The sequence below is a fragment of the Phyllobacterium sp. LjRoot231 genome, from assembly GCF_964253365.1.
Taxonomy (GTDB): Bacteria; Pseudomonadota; Alphaproteobacteria; order Rhizobiales; family Rhizobiaceae; genus Phyllobacterium.
In genome coordinates this window covers 75,210-94,181 of sequence record NZ_CAXUQT020000005.1, presented here as the reverse complement: position 1 = coordinate 94,181, position 18,972 = coordinate 75,210, and the positions used below count along the sequence as shown (strand labels likewise).

General features: G+C 56.7%; 18 protein-coding genes and 1 pseudogene. 8 read left to right on the top strand and 11 right to left on the bottom strand.

The window, feature by feature from the left end; genetic code table 11:
* Positions 1-170 precede the first annotated feature (170 nt).
* From ACSQ3H_RS31290 to ACSQ3H_RS31265, 6 genes and pseudogenes are all read left to right on the top strand, one after another.
* Positions 171-1,376 carry an ABC transporter substrate-binding protein gene (locus ACSQ3H_RS31290; RefSeq protein WP_436120923.1) on the top strand — a complete coding sequence of 402 codons (1,206 nt, stop codon included), beginning with the start codon at positions 171-173 and terminating at the stop codon, positions 1,374-1,376.
* Positions 1,377-1,400: 24 nt separating this feature from the next.
* A complete protein-coding gene (locus tag ACSQ3H_RS31285) occupies positions 1,401-2,201 on the top strand; it encodes an ABC transporter ATP-binding protein (RefSeq protein WP_436121110.1) in 801 nt (266 codons plus the stop codon).
* Entirely contained in the window at positions 2,194-2,904 is a 711-nt protein-coding gene (locus ACSQ3H_RS31280; RefSeq protein ID WP_436120922.1) for an ABC transporter ATP-binding protein, read from the top strand. The genes ACSQ3H_RS31285 and ACSQ3H_RS31280 overlap by 8 nt, the downstream gene beginning before the upstream one ends.
* Before the next feature lie 2 nt (positions 2,905-2,906).
* Positions 2,907-3,794: a branched-chain amino acid ABC transporter permease gene (locus tag ACSQ3H_RS31275; RefSeq protein WP_436120921.1), complete on the top strand. Its 888-nt coding sequence runs from the start codon at positions 2,907-2,909 to the stop codon at positions 3,792-3,794.
* 82 nt (positions 3,795-3,876) lie between these two features.
* Positions 3,877-4,779 (top strand): annotated as a pseudogene (locus tag ACSQ3H_RS31270) (branched-chain amino acid ABC transporter permease); the annotation flags it as partial.
* Position 4,780: 1 nt separating this feature from the next.
* Positions 4,781-6,370, top strand: coding sequence for a GMC family oxidoreductase (locus ACSQ3H_RS31265; RefSeq protein ID WP_436120920.1), 1,590 nt, complete (start codon positions 4,781-4,783; stop codon positions 6,368-6,370).
* Between the two features lie 3 nt (positions 6,371-6,373).
* Here ACSQ3H_RS31265 and ACSQ3H_RS31260 read toward each other — a convergent pair whose 3' ends face one another.
* From ACSQ3H_RS31260 to ACSQ3H_RS31240, 5 genes are all read right to left on the bottom strand, one after another.
* Complete coding sequence (locus ACSQ3H_RS31260; RefSeq protein WP_436120919.1) at positions 6,374-7,243, bottom strand: TonB family protein; 870 nt, start codon at positions 7,241-7,243, stop codon at positions 6,374-6,376.
* A gap of 32 nt (positions 7,244-7,275) precedes the next feature.
* Positions 7,276-7,734 carry a TonB system transport protein ExbD gene (gene exbD / locus ACSQ3H_RS31255; RefSeq protein ID WP_436120918.1) on the bottom strand — a complete coding sequence of 153 codons (459 nt, stop codon included), beginning with the start codon at positions 7,732-7,734 and terminating at the stop codon, positions 7,276-7,278.
* Between the two features lie 9 nt (positions 7,735-7,743).
* Positions 7,744-8,706 carry a tonB-system energizer ExbB gene (gene exbB / locus ACSQ3H_RS31250; RefSeq protein ID WP_436120917.1) on the bottom strand — a complete coding sequence of 321 codons (963 nt, stop codon included), beginning with the start codon at positions 8,704-8,706 and terminating at the stop codon, positions 7,744-7,746.
* A 273-nt stretch (positions 8,707-8,979) separates the two neighbouring features.
* Positions 8,980-10,170: an RHE_PE00001 family protein gene (locus ACSQ3H_RS31245; protein ID WP_436120916.1), complete on the bottom strand. Its 1,191-nt coding sequence runs from the start codon at positions 10,168-10,170 to the stop codon at positions 8,980-8,982.
* 138 nt (positions 10,171-10,308) lie between these two features.
* Positions 10,309-10,965 (bottom strand): L,D-transpeptidase, encoded by a 657-nt coding sequence (locus tag ACSQ3H_RS31240; RefSeq protein ID WP_436121109.1) that lies wholly within the window; start codon positions 10,963-10,965, stop codon positions 10,309-10,311.
* Positions 10,966-11,388: 423 nt separating this feature from the next.
* On the opposite strand from ACSQ3H_RS31240, the gene ACSQ3H_RS31235 reads away from it, so the two are divergent.
* Positions 11,389-11,859, top strand: coding sequence for a helix-turn-helix transcriptional regulator (locus ACSQ3H_RS31235; RefSeq protein WP_436120915.1), 471 nt, complete (start codon positions 11,389-11,391; stop codon positions 11,857-11,859).
* Positions 11,860-11,877: 18 nt separating this feature from the next.
* Here ACSQ3H_RS31235 and ACSQ3H_RS31230 read toward each other — a convergent pair whose 3' ends face one another.
* The 6 genes from ACSQ3H_RS31230 to ACSQ3H_RS31205 all read right to left on the bottom strand — a co-directional run bounded on the left by ACSQ3H_RS31230 (position 11,878) and on the right by ACSQ3H_RS31205 (position 17,735).
* A complete protein-coding gene (locus ACSQ3H_RS31230) occupies positions 11,878-12,651 on the bottom strand; it encodes a phosphodiesterase (protein ID WP_436120914.1) in 774 nt (257 codons plus the stop codon).
* Positions 12,652-12,672: 21 nt separating this feature from the next.
* On the bottom strand, positions 12,673-13,722 hold the full coding sequence (locus ACSQ3H_RS31225) for a LacI family DNA-binding transcriptional regulator (RefSeq protein ID WP_436120913.1): 1,050 nt from the start codon (positions 13,720-13,722) through the stop codon (positions 12,673-12,675).
* A 4-nt stretch (positions 13,723-13,726) separates the two neighbouring features.
* Positions 13,727-14,539 carry an ABC transporter permease gene (locus ACSQ3H_RS31220; RefSeq protein ID WP_436120912.1) on the bottom strand — a complete coding sequence of 271 codons (813 nt, stop codon included), beginning with the start codon at positions 14,537-14,539 and terminating at the stop codon, positions 13,727-13,729.
* Positions 14,536-15,357, bottom strand: a complete 822-nt coding sequence (locus tag ACSQ3H_RS31215; protein WP_436120911.1) for an ABC transporter permease — start codon at positions 15,355-15,357, stop codon at positions 14,536-14,538. The genes ACSQ3H_RS31220 and ACSQ3H_RS31215 overlap by 4 nt, the downstream gene beginning before the upstream one ends.
* A 65-nt stretch (positions 15,358-15,422) precedes the next feature.
* On the bottom strand, positions 15,423-16,559 hold the full coding sequence (locus ACSQ3H_RS31210) for an ABC transporter substrate-binding protein (protein WP_436120910.1): 1,137 nt from the start codon (positions 16,557-16,559) through the stop codon (positions 15,423-15,425).
* A 72-nt stretch (positions 16,560-16,631) separates the two neighbouring features.
* The gene (locus ACSQ3H_RS31205) at positions 16,632-17,735 is read right to left on the bottom strand and encodes an ABC transporter ATP-binding protein (RefSeq protein ID WP_436120909.1); all 1,104 of its coding nucleotides are present in this window, start codon (positions 17,733-17,735) and stop codon (positions 16,632-16,634) included.
* 255 nt (positions 17,736-17,990) lie between these two features.
* On the opposite strand from ACSQ3H_RS31205, the gene ACSQ3H_RS31200 reads away from it, so the two are divergent.
* Positions 17,991-18,965, top strand: a complete 975-nt coding sequence (locus ACSQ3H_RS31200) for an ABC transporter substrate-binding protein (RefSeq protein WP_436120908.1) — start codon at positions 17,991-17,993, stop codon at positions 18,963-18,965.
* Positions 18,966-18,972: the final 7 nt, after the last annotated feature.

Genomic DNA, 18,972 nt, shown 5'->3' with positions numbered 1-18,972 from the left:
TGAGATTTGTCCGGCTTGGAAGTTCATAGCCGGATTGAGGAGGATGAGTAATCGGCGAGATGCGGGCGGGATCCGCGGCATCTTATCGACGTTTTCAATTGAACCGTTCCGTCCGCGACAGCCATCATGTGATGATCCTGTGAGCGGTCAATCTTTGGGAGGAGATACGAATGAAGTTACTCGCAATTGCAACGGCGGCCTTGATGGCAGCCACGGTCATTCCCGCGGCAAGTGCCGAGATTTCCGACGGCAAGGTCAAGATCGGCATCTTGAACGACCAGTCCGGCGTCTATGCGGATTTCGGCGGCAAATGGTCCTATGAAGCGGCGAAGATGGCTGCCGAGGATTTCGGCGGCAAGGTGCTTGATGCGCCAATCGAGATCATCACAGCCGACCATCAGAACAAGCCCGATATCGCCTCCAATATTGCGCGTCAGTGGTATGACACGGAACAGGTCGACTCCATCATGGAACTGACCACTTCCTCTGTGGCGCTCGCTGTGCAGGGCATTTCCAAGGAAAAGAAGAAGATTGACCTTGTCACCGGAGCCGCCACGACGGAACTGACCGGAAAGCAGTGCTCGCCCTACGGTTTCCATTGGGCCTATGATACCCACGCGCTTGCAGTCGGTACCGGTGGTGCATTGGTTGCCCAAGGTGGTAACACCTGGTTCTTTCTGACCGCCGATTATGCCTTCGGCTATTCACTGGAGGAACAGACCTCTAAATTCGTCACCTCCAAGGGCGGCAAGGTCGTCGGCTCTGTCCGCCATCCCTTGGCAACGACCGACTATTCGTCGTTCCTGTTGCAGGCGCAGTCTTCCGGCGCCAAGGTCATCGGCCTCGCCAATGCCGGCCTCGATACCGCCAATGCTATCAAGCAGGCCGCGGAATTCGGCATCGTCTCCGGCGGCCAGCGCCTTGCTGCGCTTCTCTTCACTCTGGCCGAAGTGAATGGCCTCGGCCTTGAGGCGGCGCAGGGGCTGACCCTTACCGAAAGCTTCTACTGGGATCGCGACGATCAATCGCGTGAGTTCGGCCAGAAATACTTCAAGCGCACCGGCCGCATGCCAAACATGATCCAGGCCGCGACTTACTCAGGCGTGACGCAATATCTGAAGGCCATCCAGAAAGTCGGCACCGACGACACCGAAAAGGTCGCGGCTGCAATGCATGAAATGCCGGTCGACGACGTCTTCGGGCGCGGCGCCAAGGTCGGCCCCAATGGCCGCCTGATCAGCGACGTCTACCTTATGGAAGTCAAGAAGCCGGATGAGAGCAAGCAGCCCTGGGACTACTATAAGGTCCTGGCCACTGTTCCGGGAGATGAAGCCTATATCAAGCCAGCCGAAAGCGGCTGCCCGCTGGTTCAGTAACGCATGACCGCTTCATTGACCAATATGGCGTTCGGGGGAGGACAATCCTCTCCCGGCGCTGCCGAAGGGCAAGGATCGCGGGTCGTCCTGTCGGCCCGCGGCCTGCGCCGTGATTTTGGTGGCTTCGTCGCCGTCAACAATGTCGATCTCGACGTGCATCATGCCAAGGTGCATGCACTGATCGGGCCGAATGGTGCCGGCAAGACCACGGTCTTCAATCTCCTCACCAAATTTCTGCAGCCATCGAGCGGAACAATCACGCTGCTTGATCATGATATCACCAGGACCGACCCGGCCAGGGTGGCCCGCATGGGTCTGGTCCGTTCTTTCCAGATTTCTGCGGTATTTCCGCATCTGACCGTTCTCGACAATGTCCGCGTTGCCCTGCAGCGCCCCGGCGGTCTCTCCACTCAATTCTGGCTACCTATACGGGCACTGAACCGGCTGAACGAACGGGCGATGGAGCTGATCCAGGCTGTCGGGCTGCAAGACGCGCGCAACAATCTCGCCGCTGATCTTTCCTATGGCCGCAAACGCGTACTGGAGATCGTTACCACGCTTGCGCTCGATCCAAAGGTGCTGCTGCTCGATGAACCGATGGCGGGCATGGGCCATGAAGATGTGCACATCGTTTCCGATATCATTCGCGAGGTGGCAAAGGACCGCGCCATCCTGATGGTCGAGCACAATCTGAAAGTGGTCGCCGATCTCTGCGACCAGGTGACCGTGCTTCAGCGCGGCGAAATCCTCACCTCCGGCGACTACCGCACGGTCAGTCAGGACGAACGGGTGCGCGTCGCGTATATGGGGACCGACCATGAGTGACGCAAAACCGCTTCTGTCTGTCCGCGACCTTCATGCCTGGTATGGCGAAGGTCACGCGTTGCATGGCGTCAACCTCGACATCCATCAAGGCGAGACTGTCACCTTGCTCGGCCGCAATGGTGTCGGCAAGACCACGACATTGCGCTCCATCATGGGCATCATCCGCAAGCGCACCGGCACCATTACCTTTAACGGCAAGGATATGATGCGCGTGCCGCTGCATCGCACCGCCCATACCGGCATCGGTTTTGTGCCGGAAGAACGCGGCATTTTCGCCACGCTCTCGGTTGACGAAAATCTCAATCTTCCGCCGATCGTCGCCAACGGCGGCATGTCGATTGTCGAGATTTACGAGCTGTTTCCGAACCTCAAGGAGCGGCGCAATAGCCCCGGCACCAAGCTTTCCGGCGGCGAGCAGCAGATGCTGGCAATTGCCCGCATCCTGCGCACGGGCGTCAAGCTCCTGCTTCTTGATGAGCCTACCGAAGGCCTCGCTCCGGTGATTGTCCAGCGCATTGGCGAAGTACTGGTGACGCTGAAGCAACGGGGCATGACCATCCTTCTCGTCGAACAGAATTTCCGTTTTGCCAGCAAGGTTGCCGACCGCTTCTACGTGGTAGACCATGGCAGGATCATCGACAATTTCCACGTCAAGGAGCTGCCCGATCGCATGAACATGCTGAACGAAGTGCTGGGAGTCTGATCATGATTATGATTTTCGGCGTTCCGGTTCAAGCTTTCCTCGGACAACTTCTCATCGGCCTGATCAATGGCTCGTTCTATGCCATGCTTAGCCTCGGCCTTGCCATCATTTTTGGGCTCTTGCGCGTCATCAATTTCGCCCATGGCGCGCAATATATGATTGGCGCATTCGTCGGCTATCTACTGCTGGCTGAACTCGGTATCGGTTACTGGCCAGCGCTCGTTCTGGCGCCATTGATCGTAGGTCTTGCCGGCGCTCTCATAGAGCGGGTTGCTCTCTCGCGCCTTTACAACCTGGATCATCTCTACGGCCTCCTTTTTACCTTCGGTCTCGCGCTCGTCCTCGAGGGCACATTCCGTTATTATTATGGCGCGGCGGGTCAACCCTATGCCGTGCCACCCGCCCTGGCAGGCGGCTATAATCTTGGCTTCATGTTCCTCCCGAAATACCGCGCCTGGGTCGTCATCGCTTCGCTTGCCGTATGCCTTGGCACATGGCTGTTGATCGAAAAGACCCGGCTTGGTTCCTATTTGCGCGCCGCGACCGAGAACCCAACGCTGGTACGCGCATTCGGCATCAACGTGCCTCTGCTACTAACGTTTACCTACGGACTGGGCGCCGGTCTCGCCGGTCTCGCGGGCATCATGGCGGCGCCGATCTATCAGGTTAGTCCGCTTATGGGATCGAACATGATCATCGTGGTCTTTGCCGTGGTCGTGGTTGGCGGCATGGGATCAATTCTTGGCGCCATCATCACCGGTTATATGCTCGGCATTTTCGAAGGACTAACCAAAGTGTTCTATCCGGAAGCGTCGAGCATCGTCATCTTCGTCATCATGGCGATTGTCCTGCTCGTCCGGCCCGCGGGCCTGTTCGGAAAGGATGTCTGATATGACCCAAGCCACAGTTACATCCGCACCAAAGCAACGCTTTTTAACTCCCGAAACGACGCTGATCCTCGTCGGCATCGCGGGCTTGATCCTCGCGCCTTTCTACTTTTACCCGGTCTTCCTGATGAAGGTCCTGTGCTTTGCGCTCTTTGCCTGCGCCTTCAATCTCCTGCTGGGCTACACGGGCATCCTTTCCTTCGGCCATGCCGCTTTCTTCGGCGGGGCTGCCTACTTCACAGCGCATGCGGTCAAGGAATGGGGATTCCCGACTGAACTCGGCATTCTTGCCGGTGTGGCCGGCGCAGCGATCCTTGGATTGATCATTGGATTCTTTGCCATACGGCGTCAGGGCATATATTCAACGATGATCACGCTGGCCCTGGCACAAATGTTTGCATTTTTCTGTCTACAGGCTTCGTTCACCCACGGAGAGGACGGCATTCAGGGGGTTCCGCGCGGGCATCTGCTTGGGTTCATCGATCTCAATCAGCCGCTGAACATGTACTTCTTCGTGCTTGCCGTATTCCTCATCGGCATGTTCATTGTCTGGCGCATCATCAACTCGCCATTTGGCATGATCCTCAAATCCGTACGCGAAAACGAACCTCGCGCGATTTCTCTCGGCTATTCGGTTGCACGTTACAAGCTCGCGGCTTTCGTCATGTCAGCGGCGTTAACCGGGCTTGCGGGCGGCTTGAAGGCGATCGTTTTCCAGTTTGCCACACTCACCGATGTCAGTTGGCAAATGTCTGGTGAAGTCGTGTTGATGACGCTGCTCGGTGGTATTGGTACGCTGGTCGGACCGATCTTTGGTGCAGCGCTTGTTGCGGCACTCGAGAATTATCTCGCAACCTCGGAGTTTCCGGTCACGGTGATCACCGGCATCATCTTCATGGTTTGTGTACTCGTATTTCGCCGCGGCATCATCGGTGAACTTTATGCCTCACGCTTTGGCAAGAAACTCGAGAGCAAGCCGGACAACTGAAATGTCATCCTATGACTATATCGTTATCGGGGCAGGCACCGCCGGCTGCACACTTGCCAATCGCCTCTCTGAAAACAAGGACGTCTCTGTTTTGTTGCTCGAGGCTGGCGGCAAAGACAATTATCACTGGATTCATATTCCCGTTGGTTACCTCTATTGTATTTCCAATCCGCGTACGGACTGGTGTTTCTCCACCGAGGCAGAAGCCGGGCTAAACGGCCGCTCGCTCAGCTACCCGCGTGGCAAGGTTTTGGGCGGCTGCTCTTCGATCAACGGCATGATTTATATGCGCGGCCAAGCGCGCGATTATGACCTGTGGCGACAAGACGGTTGCACCGGCTGGGGCTGGGATGATGTCCTGCCTTACTTCAAGAAATCGGAAGACTACTACCTGGGCGCCGACGATTTCCATGGTTCGGGTGGCGAATGGCGTGTGGAAGAAGCTCGACTTCATTGGGATATCCTCGACGCATTCCGGGATGCGGCTGAAGCTGCCGGCATCCCCCGCACCGATGATTTCAATCGCGGCGACAATGAAGGTTCATCCTATTTCAAGGTCAATCAGAGGCGCGGCATCCGCTGGAACACGGCCAAAGCCTTCTTGCGCCCTGCCCTCAGGCGAGCGAACCTCACAGTCGAAACTGGAGCGCAGGTACGCAAGCTGCTCTTGAAGGAGCTGGCTGTCAAAGGCGTTGAGTTCGAACAGAGTGACGTCATCCGTTCGATTCAATGCCGGCGCGAGGTTATCCTGGCTGCGGGCTCCATAGGCTCGCCACACATCCTGGAACTGTCGGGGATCGGACGCGGCGATGTTCTGCGAGCAGCTGGCATTGAGGTGGCTCTGGAACGACGCAACGTTGGGCAGAACCTGCAGGACCATCTGCAATTGCGTTGCGCCTACAAAGTTACCGGGATTCCGACACTCAATGAGAAGGCCAACCGCCTTCTCGGCAAGGCTGCGATCGCACTCGAATATCTCATCAGCCGCTCCGGACCCATGTCCATGGCGCCGAGCCAGCTTGGCGTTTTTACGCGGTCTGATCCTTCATATGATACAGCTAACCTGCAATACCATGTGCAACCTCTGTCACTGGAAAAGTTTGGCGAAAACGTTCACCCCTTCCCGGCATTCACAGCGAGTGTCTGCAATCTGCGGCCGGAGAGCCGTGGCTCGGTGCATGTCAAATCGCCGGATCATCGCTCTCAGCCTGCCATCCAACCAAACTATCTGACCACCGAAAGTGATCGTCGTGTCGCGGCGGATTCGATCCGTATCACGCGCAACATTGTGGCGCAAAAACCGTTGCAGCGCTTCAAACCGGAGGAATTCAAGCCGGGCCCGCAATACCAGAGCGAGGCGGAACTGGTCGAGGCCGCAGGTGCCGTTGGCACGACCATTTTCCACCCCGTTGGGACCTGCCGCATGGGTGCGGATCCGGACTCGGTCGTCGATCCGCAATTGCGCGTGCGCGGTATTCAAGGTCTGCGCGTGGCCGATGCCTCGATCATGCCGTCGATTACCTCGGGAAACACAAACTCACCAACGATCATGATCGCCGAAAAAGCCGCAGAGATGATCTTAGGAAATTAACTGTTACCTTATCTGAAAAGGCACAGTGAAGCTTTGCCGCGATACGTCGACGCCAGCCGGGGCTGACGGAACGGGCGACGCCCGACGAATTGTTTCAAGGACGCTCTGATCCAACTGAGGTATGCCCGAACTGCTAACGACGCTCGAGGCAACAATGTCCCCCCCGTTTGTGACCACAAAACGAATCCTGACTGTCCCCTGCCCTTCCGCACGGGCACGACTTGCCCGACGCGCCAAATAAGCCTGCACCCTGGAGCGCCATGTCTCCGATTGCCTAGCTGATGCGGCTCTCGATACGCTTGGTTGCTGCTTCGCTTCGCGAAGCATCTCGTCTTCGACCGTCGCGGTGCTGACCTTCTTTGCTGGCTTGCGTACGACTTTTTCGGCGACCTGCTTCTTCGGAACATCGGGCTTTTTCGGTGTTGGACGAGCCACCGGGAGGGGCACCTCCACCTTTGGCAGTGCCACAACCTCTTCGATCTGTTCGTCGAGCGGCTCGGTCACTTCCGGCTCTGGCGGAACCTCTTCCGCAATCTCGGGTTCAGGCTGCTCCGGAGTCAGTTCCTTGACCGGCTCAGCAGTCTGTTCCGGTTCCGGTCGAGCTTCCGGTACAGGCTCTGGCGCCGCCGATTCCTGCTCGACCGTGTCGGGCTTTATTGGCTCAGCTTCGACTGGCGGCTCTTCCTGTACGGGCTCGGACACCACTGGCGCGGGTAGCGGCTCCATATCGATCATTACCGCCGCGGCAATATCGCTGGCGGGTGCGTCTGGTTGATAGTTTTGGACGTACCAAGCGGCGCCCGCATGGATACCGATGACGACAAACCCCGCAACAGACCAAAGGCCAACCTCGCGCCAATCTGGGCGTAACAAGCCTCTCCTGCTTGCGGTTGTCTGTTGGTGCACTACTGAATGTCCTTGTCGACCGGTTCTGGTGGTAACGGAGCGCTTTCAAGGCCCACCAGCGCGATCTTCAGATACCCATTGTCACGCAGGCCATTCATCAAATCCATCAGGGCTCCGTAGTCGACTGCCCGGTCCGCACGAAGAAAGACCCGGGTTTCCTTGTCGCTCTGCGTGCGCTGATCAAGAAAGCTGCCAAGTTTCTCACGCAAAATCGTTTCGTTACCGACTGCGATAGACTTGTCTTCCTTGAGCGTCAGGTAGAGCGGCTGGTCGGGACGGGTCGCGGGGGTTGCTGTCGAAGCTGGCAGGTCCACATTGATGTCGACCGTGGCCAGCGGCGCTGCCACCATGAAAATAATGAGCAAGACCAGCATGACATCGATGAACGGTGTCACGTTGATTTCGTGATTTTCTTGGAGGTCGTCGTCCGACGCATTGTGCCTGATGCCACCAGCCATGATCGCCCCTTATTCTGCTGCCGCACGTGACTGATGAACGGAAGGCACCAGTGCAAAATCTACATCGCGGCTGACAAGCCGCTCGACACCCGCTGACGCGTCGGCGAGGAGTTGCCGATAACCGGTGATCGACCGCGCGAATACATTGTAGATCACAACGGCTGGAATAGCGGCGACGAGGCCAATCGCCGTCGCCAGAAGGGCTTCTGCAATGCCCGGCGCCACGATCGCCAAATTGGTCGTTTGGGATTCCGAAATGCCGATGAAAGAATTCATGATGCCCCACACGGTCCCGAATAGCCCGACAAAGGGCGCAGTTGAACCGATGGTTGCAAGTACTCCTGTGCCGCGACTCATGCGGCGTCCTGCCTGTGCCTCGATGCGCGACAGGCGCGAGGCAACGCGCTCCTTCAAACCGTCCGCACTGGCATGACCTTGAACCTCACGGGAAAGACGCACTTCCTCGCGTGCCGCGTTGACAAGCGATGCCCCCGGGCCGCCACGGCCTTCGAGCGACCGTTCGGCATCGAGTAGCGTGCGCGCATTGCCGATGGCGTTGAGCGCGCGGTAGGCGCGCACTCTCGCTCCGGCAAGCTCAAGCGATTTTGCCAACCAAACTGTCCAGGTAACCAGTGATGCGAAAGCCAAGCCGATCATCACGCCCTTGACGACCCAATCCGCCGCCACGAACATGCCCCATGGCGAGAGATTATGTGGCAGCGTTCCGCTCGTCTGACCGGGTTGGCTGCCCTCCGTTGGTGGGGTTGGTTGCATGGCTGGTGACTGTATTTGATCCGGTTGCTGTTGGGGCTGTGGTGCAACCTCGGCCTGAGGTGCTGGAGCCATATTGTCTTGAGCATAGGCTATTGGCGCAGTCGGGTCGAAGATGATCAGCGCGCATCCCAAAGCCCCGATTCTCAGTACCGCCGCAAGATTGCCGGCTGTTGAATGCTTTTTGGGGGTTGGTCGCATCGCTCCGCAATCCTTCACTACGTTCGCCGCAACGGCCCGACTTGTCGATCAACTGGGCTTGCATCAAGCGGCGCCATCTTCGGTTGGTAGCGGCTTAGTATTTATGACTAAAATAATCAACTATTTTTTGAAACGGATAAGGGGATGGTTTCGATGACGAGAAAGCGGGAAGAAAAAGTTGAACAACTCTCCACGATTTCCGGACGACAATCTGCGGTTCCTGCACAAGAAACACCAAAAAAGGGATGGGAATTTCAATCTATCCGTGTGTTTTCAGACGATTCCCCAAGCGCGGTAACGTCCCCTGCCCGTCATTTCACGCACGCCAAGTTCGCCGACGAGATTGAGCGCCCCGCGCTGGGAAACCTTCAATTCCTTGGCAATCAGAGCTGTTGATACCATGGGCCGCGATAGAATGAGATCGATCATGCCGGGAAGGCTTGATGTGGAGCGTCGATCCTTCAATTTTCGTTCCATTTGCATCCGCGCAAGGCTCAGCCGCTCGACTTCCTTCAGATTTGTCATGCTCGATACCTGAACCGCTTCCAGAAACGCAATGAGGCGTGTCGTATGATCGCGCGCACGGCGGCGGTCGCGCGGAATGGAGCGCAATCCCGCGTTGAAGGCTGCGAGATGCGATCTCGTCTTGCCCCGTTCTCTCAGCATGGCGGACACGAGCATTGGACCCAGCCAGTGCTGGTGTTGCAGCGGTTCGATGTCCTCCCATGCGTCCCAGACAACTGCAGCCGCAAGTAGTGGTGGCAAATCACGGGTCCGGTCATGAACCGCCAGCCACCGCTCGATCCGCGCATCCTCATCCCAATCCGGGTCGTATACCAACGGGTCACCATCCGGTGTGACCTCGGCCGGAGAAGGTTTGCTCCCTCCCCTCCCCCCACCAACCTCTGCTGGTTGCGCAAGCAGCCGCGACGAACGGTCCAGCAACGCGTCTAACTTCGCCAATTCGTCTTCAAATGCGTTTTCCGCGTCGGATTTGAGTTCGATCTCATCGTCGGCAATCGGTTCAATTGCTGGGACGCTTGCGGCAGATAGCACCGCAAACTCGCTGGTTGCCCGCCCGCGCAGACTAGCAAGTCCTCTGGAACTGAATGCCCAGGCGGCCGGGCTTGCAGCAATCTGGCGTCGCGTACGCAGAATGGCGTGAGCCCTTGTCAGCTCATGCGTCGGGGTGCGGATGTCCATGCGTGCATCATGAAGAACCAGATCTTCGACATGAACAAGCTCCCCCGCCAGCCAGAGAGCATTGCACGCCTCCATGAAATGCGAGCGTTCGATCCAGCCCTCATTTTCGCGCAAAAGTCCATCGCGCGACCGGTGTCCATTCGTTTGGCCGAGATCATTCTTGCGACCGACCCTGTCGTCAAGCCGCGCCAACGCGTCTTCGGCCGCAATGACCGGTTGAAGCAGATATTTGAGGGATAACTCGCTAGAATCATAAACCATTGAAATTATAGTAAACGATTGATTAAACGGAAGCTATATCGAATTTGGCTTCTGCTGGGCGGGTAGCCAACCGCGGCGTGTAGATCGGAAATGAATCACTTGGGAGTATGGTTTGTATTATTAGCGTGTTTGGAGCGTCTAGCCAACCACGACAGTCGCTTTTCCAGAGACACGACTGTAAAGATCGATGATATCCTGATTGATCAGACGCACGCAGCCGGACGACATCGACTGGCCGATGGACCACCATTCTGGCGATCCGTGAATCCGGTAGCCGGTATCGACGCCATCCTTGAAAATATATAGGGCTCTGGCTCCCAGAGGGTTTTGCGGTCCGGGGTCCATGCCATTCTGGTATTTGGCCAATTCCGGCTTACGCTGGATCATTTCACGTGGCGGCGTCCAGCGTGGCCATTCCTTTTTGTATTGGATATTGGCGCGACCGCTCCAAAGGAAGCCGTCCTTGCCGATACCGACGCCATAGCGAATGGCATCACCGCCCGGCTGGACGAGATAAAGAAAGCGCTCCTGCAAGCGGACCACGATCGTACCCGGTTGCTCGCCGGTGGGATCGACGACAATCTGACGCCGGAACTGGACTGGAACCTTTTGATATGGAACCGCAGGGAGTGAGTAAGGACCCTCCTGTACTGCAGCGTACATGACCTCCGGAACTGTCACGGATTTATCAATGCTGATTTGTGGCCGTATGCCGCTAGTCGGCATCGCGTCTATATCCATAGCCGGCAGTTCGAGGGTCGTTTGGGTGCAGCCGGTTATTCCGAGCACAGCCATAGAACCTGCACCCGCCAGAAGGTGGCGGCGGGAAAACGTGGGGATTCGCTGTTCGGCCGTGGCTGCCTGTTTACGCTGAGACAATTTGGCACTCGCTTACAAATATTGGCAATCGTTCAAACTGTATGGAAATGTGGTTTACAAACGATGAATCGGAAAAAGAGCATTTTTACCATCGCCAATATGACGTTGACAGCTGTCAACTGAGTGTTCCGCGGCGCCTTACTTCTTTCCTGTTTCGTAGTGGTTGACAGCTGTCAACCAACGGTGCTTCGGGACGTAGCACTAAGGTTTAATTTTCAAATCCCTCGCTCTGAAGTATTTAGTTATGCAATCCTGCGTTTTAGGACTACAATTATTCCACGCCAGATTGTATTCCCAAACGGGTTCGGATTTCCTTCACGCTCGATCAGGCATTCCACAATGGCAGATGATACGGCTTATAGTTTCAGGCATAAAGATCCCCGCACCGACGCTCCGAGTGCGGACGAGAACACTATCCCTGCGCAACGCGCGTTCACGGATACGCCAAGCTTCTCACGGGACTCCCGACAGCAGTTGGCTCTCGCTGAAGAATTCGTCCGCAACAACATTTGCAATCCTGTCAGCATTACAGACATCGCCAATGCCGTTGGCATCAATATTCGTGCCTTGCAACGGCTGTTTCGCAAATGCCGCGGTGTCACGCCAATCCAGGTCTTGCTGAATGGCCGCATTGCTGCAGCGCATGAAATCATTCTCAGCGGACAAGCGACATCCGTGAGGGAGCTGGCGGCCAAGCTTCACTTCTCCAATCCGGGCCGGTTCTCCAAGCTTTACCGCAAAGCCTATTCGGCTGTTCCGTCTGAACAGATCCGCGCCTATCAAAGCGACAAGGCGAACCAGCGCTCTTGAGCACTCAGGCCTAACACATTAGCGGTACGCAGCCGTTCGATCCAGAAAGTCGTGGAAGTGCGCTATCACGCTGTCCTTGCCGATAAAAATGACGGCATAGGCCGGCGGCTCGTGCGTAACCGCAATTCTATCTGGATCAAAATCCAGCGCGGACTGGTGATTGGTACCGCGCAAAACGCTGATCGGGATTCCGCGCCAACTGCCGGCGATTGGCCGGTGTGCATGGCCGGCAAAAATATGCCTAACATTGCCGTGTTCCTTCAGCAGTGCGTAGAGCGCATCCGCTTCGATGATGCCCATCCGGTCCAAAAGAGGCATGTAAATAGGAAAGGGCGGGTGATGGGAGAACAGAAATACTGGACGGTCCCCAACCTCCACGAGACGTTGCTGCAGCCAGCGCAAACGCACCTCATCTAAACGACCCTCGGGCCGGCCAGGAACCAATGTATCAAGCATGATCAACCTGCCTTCACGAGTGTCTTCGACACTCTGGACAAAGCCATCCTCAACCTGGACAGTGTCAAAGACGTTCAGAAAAGCATTGCGGTCGTCATGGTTGCCGAGCATCAGACGGAAGGGCGGGAGCAGTTTGGTCAGTTCGCCCGCCAGAGCCCGGTACGTAACCTCGTCGCCCGTATCGCTCAGATCGCCGGTGAATATCACCAGCTCGGCATCACCATGATTCTGGTTGATGTCGGTGATGCACGCCTGCAGACGCGCCAAGGGATCAAGATCACACAGGGCTTCACCCGGCGCCACCAGATGCAGATCAGTCACTTGGATGATTTTCATGGAAGAAGTTCCAGGAGTTTTCTAGGATCTATACGCTGCAGGAATACGCGCGCTGCCGCGTAAGATAAGACGTGTATTCAAGCGTTCATGAGCGGGTGGGCGGTCAGGTTCAGCCTCGCGGCGATCGAGGAGTGCCACCGCATGGGCAGCCATCGTACCCGCATCCTGCCGAAAGGTCGTAAGATTGTAGGCGTCCCATGACGCTTCCGGAATATCATCGAATCCTACAACGGAAAGATCCCCCGGAATCGAAAGTTGCGTGTGTTTGCGCACATAGTCAATCAGGCCGAATGCGACCAGGTCATTGACACAGAACACAGCGTCCGGGCGGTCGCTCCCAACGGCGAAAAGGTGTTCTGCAGCCTCCTGCCCGCCTGCATAATCCGAATTGCGGCCGTTCCCAGTCACTACAGTTGCATCATGCAGTTCGGCTTCCTGCCGGAACCCGTATTCGCGTTCGACTGTTGTTGGTGTGCCCGACAGTGCGCCAGCGAAGCCCAGCTTCTTTACACCATCGGCGAGAAAGAACCGCGCAGCCTCACGACCGGCACCTTCGTTGTCGATATTGACGTCATCTGCCCCTGTTTCCGAACGTCCAAGAACGATCAATGGCTGGCCATTGCGGCGAGCAAGATCGACGAAGGAGGAGGGCGGCGAACCCGAGAGGATAATCGTCGCTTCCGCACGATACCCGAAAAGCGTCTTCTGTGCCGCAACCAGCTCCTCTTCGGTGCGGCCGGTATTGATAACAATAGGAACGCTGCCGCGATGTATGAGCGCCTTGGTCAGCGCCGCAACCAGATGTGAGCGATAGCCGAGTTCGGGATTTGTAACGACTAGCCCCACGAGCCGGCTCTTTCGCGCCAGAAGACCGCGCGCAAGATCGTTGACCTGATAGCCGAGGGCTTCCGCGGCCTCCATGATCTTCTCGCGCTTCTTGGCCGAGACACTTGCCCCCGGTGTAAACGCCCGCGACACTGCCGAGCGAGATACGCCGGCGTGCTTTGCCACCTGCAACGCACTGACATACTGCTTATCGCCTTTGTGCGCGTGTTTGTTTTTAGATTTCATGTCTTCAATGTCCGACCTTGGAAAGCACATCTGCCCGCAAGAATCGCTCCACAACCAGCATGAAGCCTATCGACGGTACGAGTAACAGCAGAGCGGTGATTGACGCAATCTGATAATTTCCACCCGAACCCGCGGTATACAGCAATAGCGGCAGCGTGTTCACGACGGGCGCACCGACGAAATAGCTGCCGGTAAATTCGTCGAGAGATTCGAGGAAAACGAAGATAGCGCTGGCCATGAGACCAGGAGCGGCAAGGGGGAGCGTTACATCGCGGAACGCGCGAAGCGGCCCGGCACCAATCGAACGCGCCGCCTCTTCAAGATCGATTTCCACCGCCGAAAATGCTGCCGTCGCAATCCACACCGCGTAGACCAGACCGTGGGTAACGTGCACCATGACAACGCCGGCAATGGTCCCGTTAAGGCCGATCTCGTAGAAAAAACGGGCGATATTTACGTAGACCGGAAGGTTCGGAAATGCTTGCGGGATCAGGAATGCCAGAAGGATCAAACCGCGAAACGGCAGTTTCAGCCGCGACAAAGCATAGCCTGCGGGAATGGCCAAGATCAGCGACGCGATGACGGTGAGCACCGCGACGATGATGCTGGTCATCAACGAGGTCATCGCGTTACCGCGCGGTGAAAACACCCGCTCCCAGAAAGTGAACCCGTATTCCAACGGCAACATGTGAGGGAAGTACCATTTCTCTGCCACCGTCCACAAAAGCAGATTGGTCAATGGCCCGAAAATGATGAAGGCGAGGAGCCCGAGAACAAGCGCACGGGGTAGCCACCAGAGATCGACACGAGCCATCATGCGCGGTCCTTCATTGTCTGGCGCAGATATATCAGTGCCACACCAGCCGTCAACAGCAAGGAGATCATGCCGAGCGCATTGGCAACGCCGTAGTCACCATGGGCGTTGATACGGAACGCGATATCGGCGGTCAGCATCGTTGGTGACTGAGCATTGATCATCAATGGGACGGACAGCACGGACATCATGGTGACGATAGAAAGGATCAGACCGACCAGCAGCGTGCCAGTGATCTGCGGCAAGATAATCTCCATCAGGATGCGCAAGCGCGAGGCGCCAAGATTGCGCGCGGCTTCTATCGTGCTGCGATCGAGCGATGCCATGGCGCCGGCCACGAGAAGAGTCACGAACGGCGTCTGCTTCCATACGAAAGCGATGACGATGCCGCGCCAGTCGAGAAACCCGGTCGTCTGCAGCGGCGTCAATATGCCGAGGCTGACAAGAATGTTGTTCATCAGGCCATTCTTGGCAAGAAAGGTGCGCAAGACCTGGCCGACAACGATAAAGGGAATGAACATGGGCCAACGATAAAGCCACCGCAGGACCGCGACAGCGCGCGGGTTTTCGCCAAGGGTTAGATATCCACCAATCGCCACGGACAAAAGTCCGATAAGCGCCGTTGAAACAGCGACGATGACGACAGTGAAGATCATATCCTTGGAATAGAGATCGAACGATTTGCTGAAATTTCCAAAGCCAAAAGTATCGCCGACCTCGAATGCACCAAGGATCGAAGCAAACAGCGGCACAATGAAGAACAGCACGATCATGATCAGTGCCGGCAGAACAAGGAGAATTGCGAGAAGGCGCGTCTGCATCAGGATATTCCGGGGGAGGGGAGGGGCCACCAACAGGTGTCAATGGCCCCAAGGACAGCATAAGGTTAGTTGGCTACGTTCTTTTCGTAAGCCTCAAGGATAGCCGAATTGTAAGGGGCGATGGGAAAGGGCTTAGCTTTGGTAGCGAGATCCTCAGGAGAAATATCGACGAAGAGCTTGTCCCAGCTAGCCTTGTCCAGTTCCGGCTGCACGAACGTTGCGTCGATACCCGGATACCAGTTGAAGCGCTTGACGATGCCGTCAGCCTGCACTTTGGGGCTGGTCGCAAGCGCGACGAACTTCTCTGCCAGTTCCGTGTTCGGGCTCTTGGTCGGAATGACATAATGCATAGGTTGCCCTGGCATGCCCGGCGCAGGCAGGAACAGCTTCATTTCCGGCGGCAATTTGCCATCGGCCTGCCACGAGTAGAACATGTCGACCCAGACCGGCCCCATGGAAATCTCGCCGCGGCTGAGCATATCCAGCGTACCGGCATTGCCCGGGGTCAACGTGGCATTCGTCGTGAAGTCTTTCAGGCTTGCGAAAGCTTTGTCCCACTTCTTGGTTTCGGCTTCTTCGAACGGACCATTCATCAGTTTGTTCGCATCGCCGTCGCCGAAGGCATAAATCCAGCCCATGACAAAGCTTACACCCGAAGCACCGCCTTTGATGCCGTTATAGCCGAACTGCTTGGGATTATCCTTCGCCCAGGCGACGAGCTCTTCATAGCTTTTGGGTGGATTGGGGATCAGGGCCGGATTGTAAGCGATCGCTGTCTGGCTGGAGAACATCGGCATGACATAACCTTCGACATTGGAGCCGAGCGCCATTTTGGCCTTTTCGCTGGTGACCATATTGCCTGAAGGAATTTTCGAGCGATAGGACTCGAGATAACCATCCTTGACCAACGGCCCGGCGAATTTTTCATGCACGACAGCGACGTCCGCGTCCCATTTGTCGACATTGGCTTTCGCCTGCGCGTCGAAACGCTCGACGATCTTCTGCGATCCGGCATCACCCGGTCCTGTGCCGACGACGCGAACCGTCGTCCCCGGATTTTCCTTCTCGAAGAGAGGGCCGAGATAGTCGTTGATGTAATCGACCATGTTCTGATCACCGGCTGTCAAAACCGTAAGATCGGCCGCGGCGGCCGGAGGTACCGCCAGTCCGAGGATGAGAGAGGCCTGTAGAAGCGTTTTCATTTTATCTCCCTTGAGCAGATTTGGATAAGTGGCAGTGTTGGGTTGGCAGCCAGTTTGCCGGCAGCCAATTTCTTAATGCGCGCGTGTTTCAGTCACGCCTTCAGCAGCGTTGAAGATAAAGAGCGATTCGGCTGGAATGCGTACTTTCACCGTTTCACCCTGGTTAAAGGGCGTATCGGCATCGACGAGGATTTCGTTTCCACCCAGACTAACCGCGTGACGCCAATGGCCGCCCGGATAGCTGACGCTTGCAACCTGACCGCGTAACTCCAGCGCCCCCGGTTCCAGCGCCGACTTATCTGCAGAACTCGCAAGACGGGCCGCCTCGGCGCGGAAACGCAGTTCAATCGGGCCGGTTGTCAATGTCCGCCCGGCACGCGCAGTGACGATCGATAGGTTGAACGCGCTCTCCATAAGTTCAACCTGCTCGCCATGAACGCGCGCATGCATCGACAGCAGATTTTCAGCTCCCATGAAGGCTGCCACGAAAGGCGAGGCGGGCTTGTTATAGACGTCCTCGGGCGAGCCCTCCTGCTCGATCCGGCCCGCATTCATGATGACGATGCGATCGGCCATCACCATCGCTTCCTCGCGGTCGTGGGTGACGTGGATCGCCGTGATACCGAGACGCTTCTGCAGGGAACGAATTTCGTGGCGCACCGTCAGGCGAATACGCGCATCGAGATTGGAAAGCGGCTCATCAAGGAGGAGGATTTCCGGATCGACCGCCAGGGCTCGACCAAGCGCAACGCGCTGCCGCTGTCCGCCGGAGAGCTGTCCCGGCTTACGATTGCCAAGACCTGCAAGGCCGAGCAGGTTCTGCATCTCTTTGACTCGCGCGTCGATATTGTGTCGCGACTGTCTCTGCAATTTCAACCCATACCCGATGTTCTGGGCGACAGTCATATGCGGCCACAGCGCGTAGGATTGGAAGACAAGCGCCATACCGCGTTTGTCCGGCGGCATTTGCGTGACATCGCGATCGGCCACCCGGATCGATCCGGAAAAAGGCTTGGCAAATCCAGCGATCGTACGCAACAGCGTTGTCTTGCCGCAGCCCGACGAGCCGAGCAGAGCAACGAATTCGCCCTTTTCAATATCGAGGTCGAGCTTGTCGAGAACGGTCGTTGTGCCGTAGCCAACGCTCATCTTCTCGACCTTGAGAAAAGGCCGCATAATCTATTTCCACCCCATTGCGCAGCTGTGCAATTTTTTTCCTTGTACTGTCTGTTTATAACAGCCGCGTGACAAGCGAAAAATATTGAACCCGTGGATTGTATGATTTGACATAGTCAACGGTGCTTGCCCGGGCAATTGAGACTTTCGTACAGGTGTCATAGAACCGTTATCCGGCTTGTATAGAGGTGGCCAATCATAGTGAGCCCGCACAGAGAGAAGCGGGTTCGTCTCATTTGATAAAAAGGGATCATCATGCGTCAACTTCTCGCCGCTGCAATTCTACTGGCCACCGGACTTCATCCAGCCTTTGCCGCTGATGGTAAACTCGTTCTCTATACAAGTCAGCCCAACACCGACGCCCAGCAAACGACCGATGCTTTCATGGCAAAGAACCCTGGCATCAAGGTCGAGTGGGTTCGTGATGGGACGCCGAAGATCATGGCAAAGCTGCGCGCCGAGATCGAAGCGGGCAATCCTCAGCCCGATGTCCTGTTGCTTTCCGATGTTGTTACAATGGAAGGGCTGAAGAAGGAGGGCCGCCTGCTCGCGTTCAAGGATGCCGATACGAAGGGCATCGACCCCGCGCTGATAGATAAGGACGGAACCTATTTCTCCACCAAACTCATCACCACGGGCATCGTCTATAACACCAAGGCGCCATTCGTTCCGTCCGGTTGGAGCGATCTTACCAAGCCGGAAGCCAAGAACCTGGTCAGCATGCCAAGCCCGCTGACATCGGGTGCCGCGATGATCCACACGGTGACGCTGACCGAAAATCTGCCGCAGGGCTGGGACTTCTATACCGAGCTCGCCAAGAATGGTGCGCAGGCTGCCGGCGGCAATGGCGACGTGCTGAAGGCTGTCAGCGGTGGCGACAAGCTTTTCGGCATGATCGTCGATTACATGCCTATCCGCGAAAAGGCCAAGGGTGCGCCGGTTGAATTCGTATTCCCCAAGGAAGGCGTCTCAGCCGTAACCGAACCGGTCGCCATTCTCTCCACCGCAAAGAACCCCGAGGCGGCAAAAGCTTTCGTTAATTTCCTCCTGTCGGAAGAAGGTCAGAAGCTGGCGGTCAGCATGGGCTATATCCCTGCGCGTCCCGATGCCGGCCTTCCGGCAGGCTATCCGAATCGTTCTGCCATCAAGGTCCTGAAATTTGACGCAGCCGGCGCCTTGGCGAACGATGCTGCGAACAAGGAAAAATTCAGCGAAGTTATGGGGCAGTAAAACCCCT

What these genes read in the sequence shown, in the direction of transcription:
- ACSQ3H_RS31290 (WP_436120923.1), top strand. Translation starts at nt 171, where the DNA reads ATGAAGTTACTCGCAATTGCAACGGCGGCCTTGATGGCAGCCACGGTC.
- ACSQ3H_RS31285 (WP_436121110.1), top strand. Translation starts at nt 1,401, where the DNA reads ATGGCGTTCGGGGGAGGACAATCCTCTCCCGGCGCTGCCGAAGGGCAA.
- ACSQ3H_RS31280 (WP_436120922.1), top strand. Translation starts at nt 2,194, where the DNA reads ATGAGTGACGCAAAACCGCTTCTGTCTGTCCGCGACCTTCATGCCTGG.
- ACSQ3H_RS31275 (WP_436120921.1), top strand. Translation starts at nt 2,907, where the DNA reads ATGATTATGATTTTCGGCGTTCCGGTTCAAGCTTTCCTCGGACAACTT.
- ACSQ3H_RS31265 (WP_436120920.1), top strand. Translation starts at nt 4,781, where the DNA reads ATGTCATCCTATGACTATATCGTTATCGGGGCAGGCACCGCCGGCTGC.
- exbD (WP_436120918.1), bottom strand. Translation starts at nt 7,734, where the DNA reads ATGGCTGGTGGCATCAGGCACAATGCGTCGGACGACGACCTCCAAGAA.
- exbB (WP_436120917.1), bottom strand. Translation starts at nt 8,706, where the DNA reads ATGCGACCAACCCCCAAAAAGCATTCAACAGCCGGCAATCTTGCGGCG.
- ACSQ3H_RS31245 (WP_436120916.1), bottom strand. Translation starts at nt 10,170, where the DNA reads ATGGTTTATGATTCTAGCGAGTTATCCCTCAAATATCTGCTTCAACCG.
- ACSQ3H_RS31240 (WP_436121109.1), bottom strand. Translation starts at nt 10,965, where the DNA reads ATGGCTGTGCTCGGAATAACCGGCTGCACCCAAACGACCCTCGAACTG.
- ACSQ3H_RS31235 (WP_436120915.1), top strand. Translation starts at nt 11,389, where the DNA reads ATGGCAGATGATACGGCTTATAGTTTCAGGCATAAAGATCCCCGCACC.
- ACSQ3H_RS31230 (WP_436120914.1), bottom strand. Translation starts at nt 12,651, where the DNA reads ATGAAAATCATCCAAGTGACTGATCTGCATCTGGTGGCGCCGGGTGAA.
- ACSQ3H_RS31225 (WP_436120913.1), bottom strand. Translation starts at nt 13,722, where the DNA reads ATGAAATCTAAAAACAAACACGCGCACAAAGGCGATAAGCAGTATGTC.
- ACSQ3H_RS31220 (WP_436120912.1), bottom strand. Translation starts at nt 14,539, where the DNA reads ATGATGGCTCGTGTCGATCTCTGGTGGCTACCCCGTGCGCTTGTTCTC.
- ACSQ3H_RS31215 (WP_436120911.1), bottom strand. Translation starts at nt 15,357, where the DNA reads ATGCAGACGCGCCTTCTCGCAATTCTCCTTGTTCTGCCGGCACTGATC.
- ACSQ3H_RS31210 (WP_436120910.1), bottom strand. Translation starts at nt 16,559, where the DNA reads ATGAAAACGCTTCTACAGGCCTCTCTCATCCTCGGACTGGCGGTACCT.
- ACSQ3H_RS31205 (WP_436120909.1), bottom strand. Translation starts at nt 17,735, where the DNA reads ATGCGGCCTTTTCTCAAGGTCGAGAAGATGAGCGTTGGCTACGGCACA.
- ACSQ3H_RS31200 (WP_436120908.1), top strand. Translation starts at nt 17,991, where the DNA reads ATGCGTCAACTTCTCGCCGCTGCAATTCTACTGGCCACCGGACTTCAT.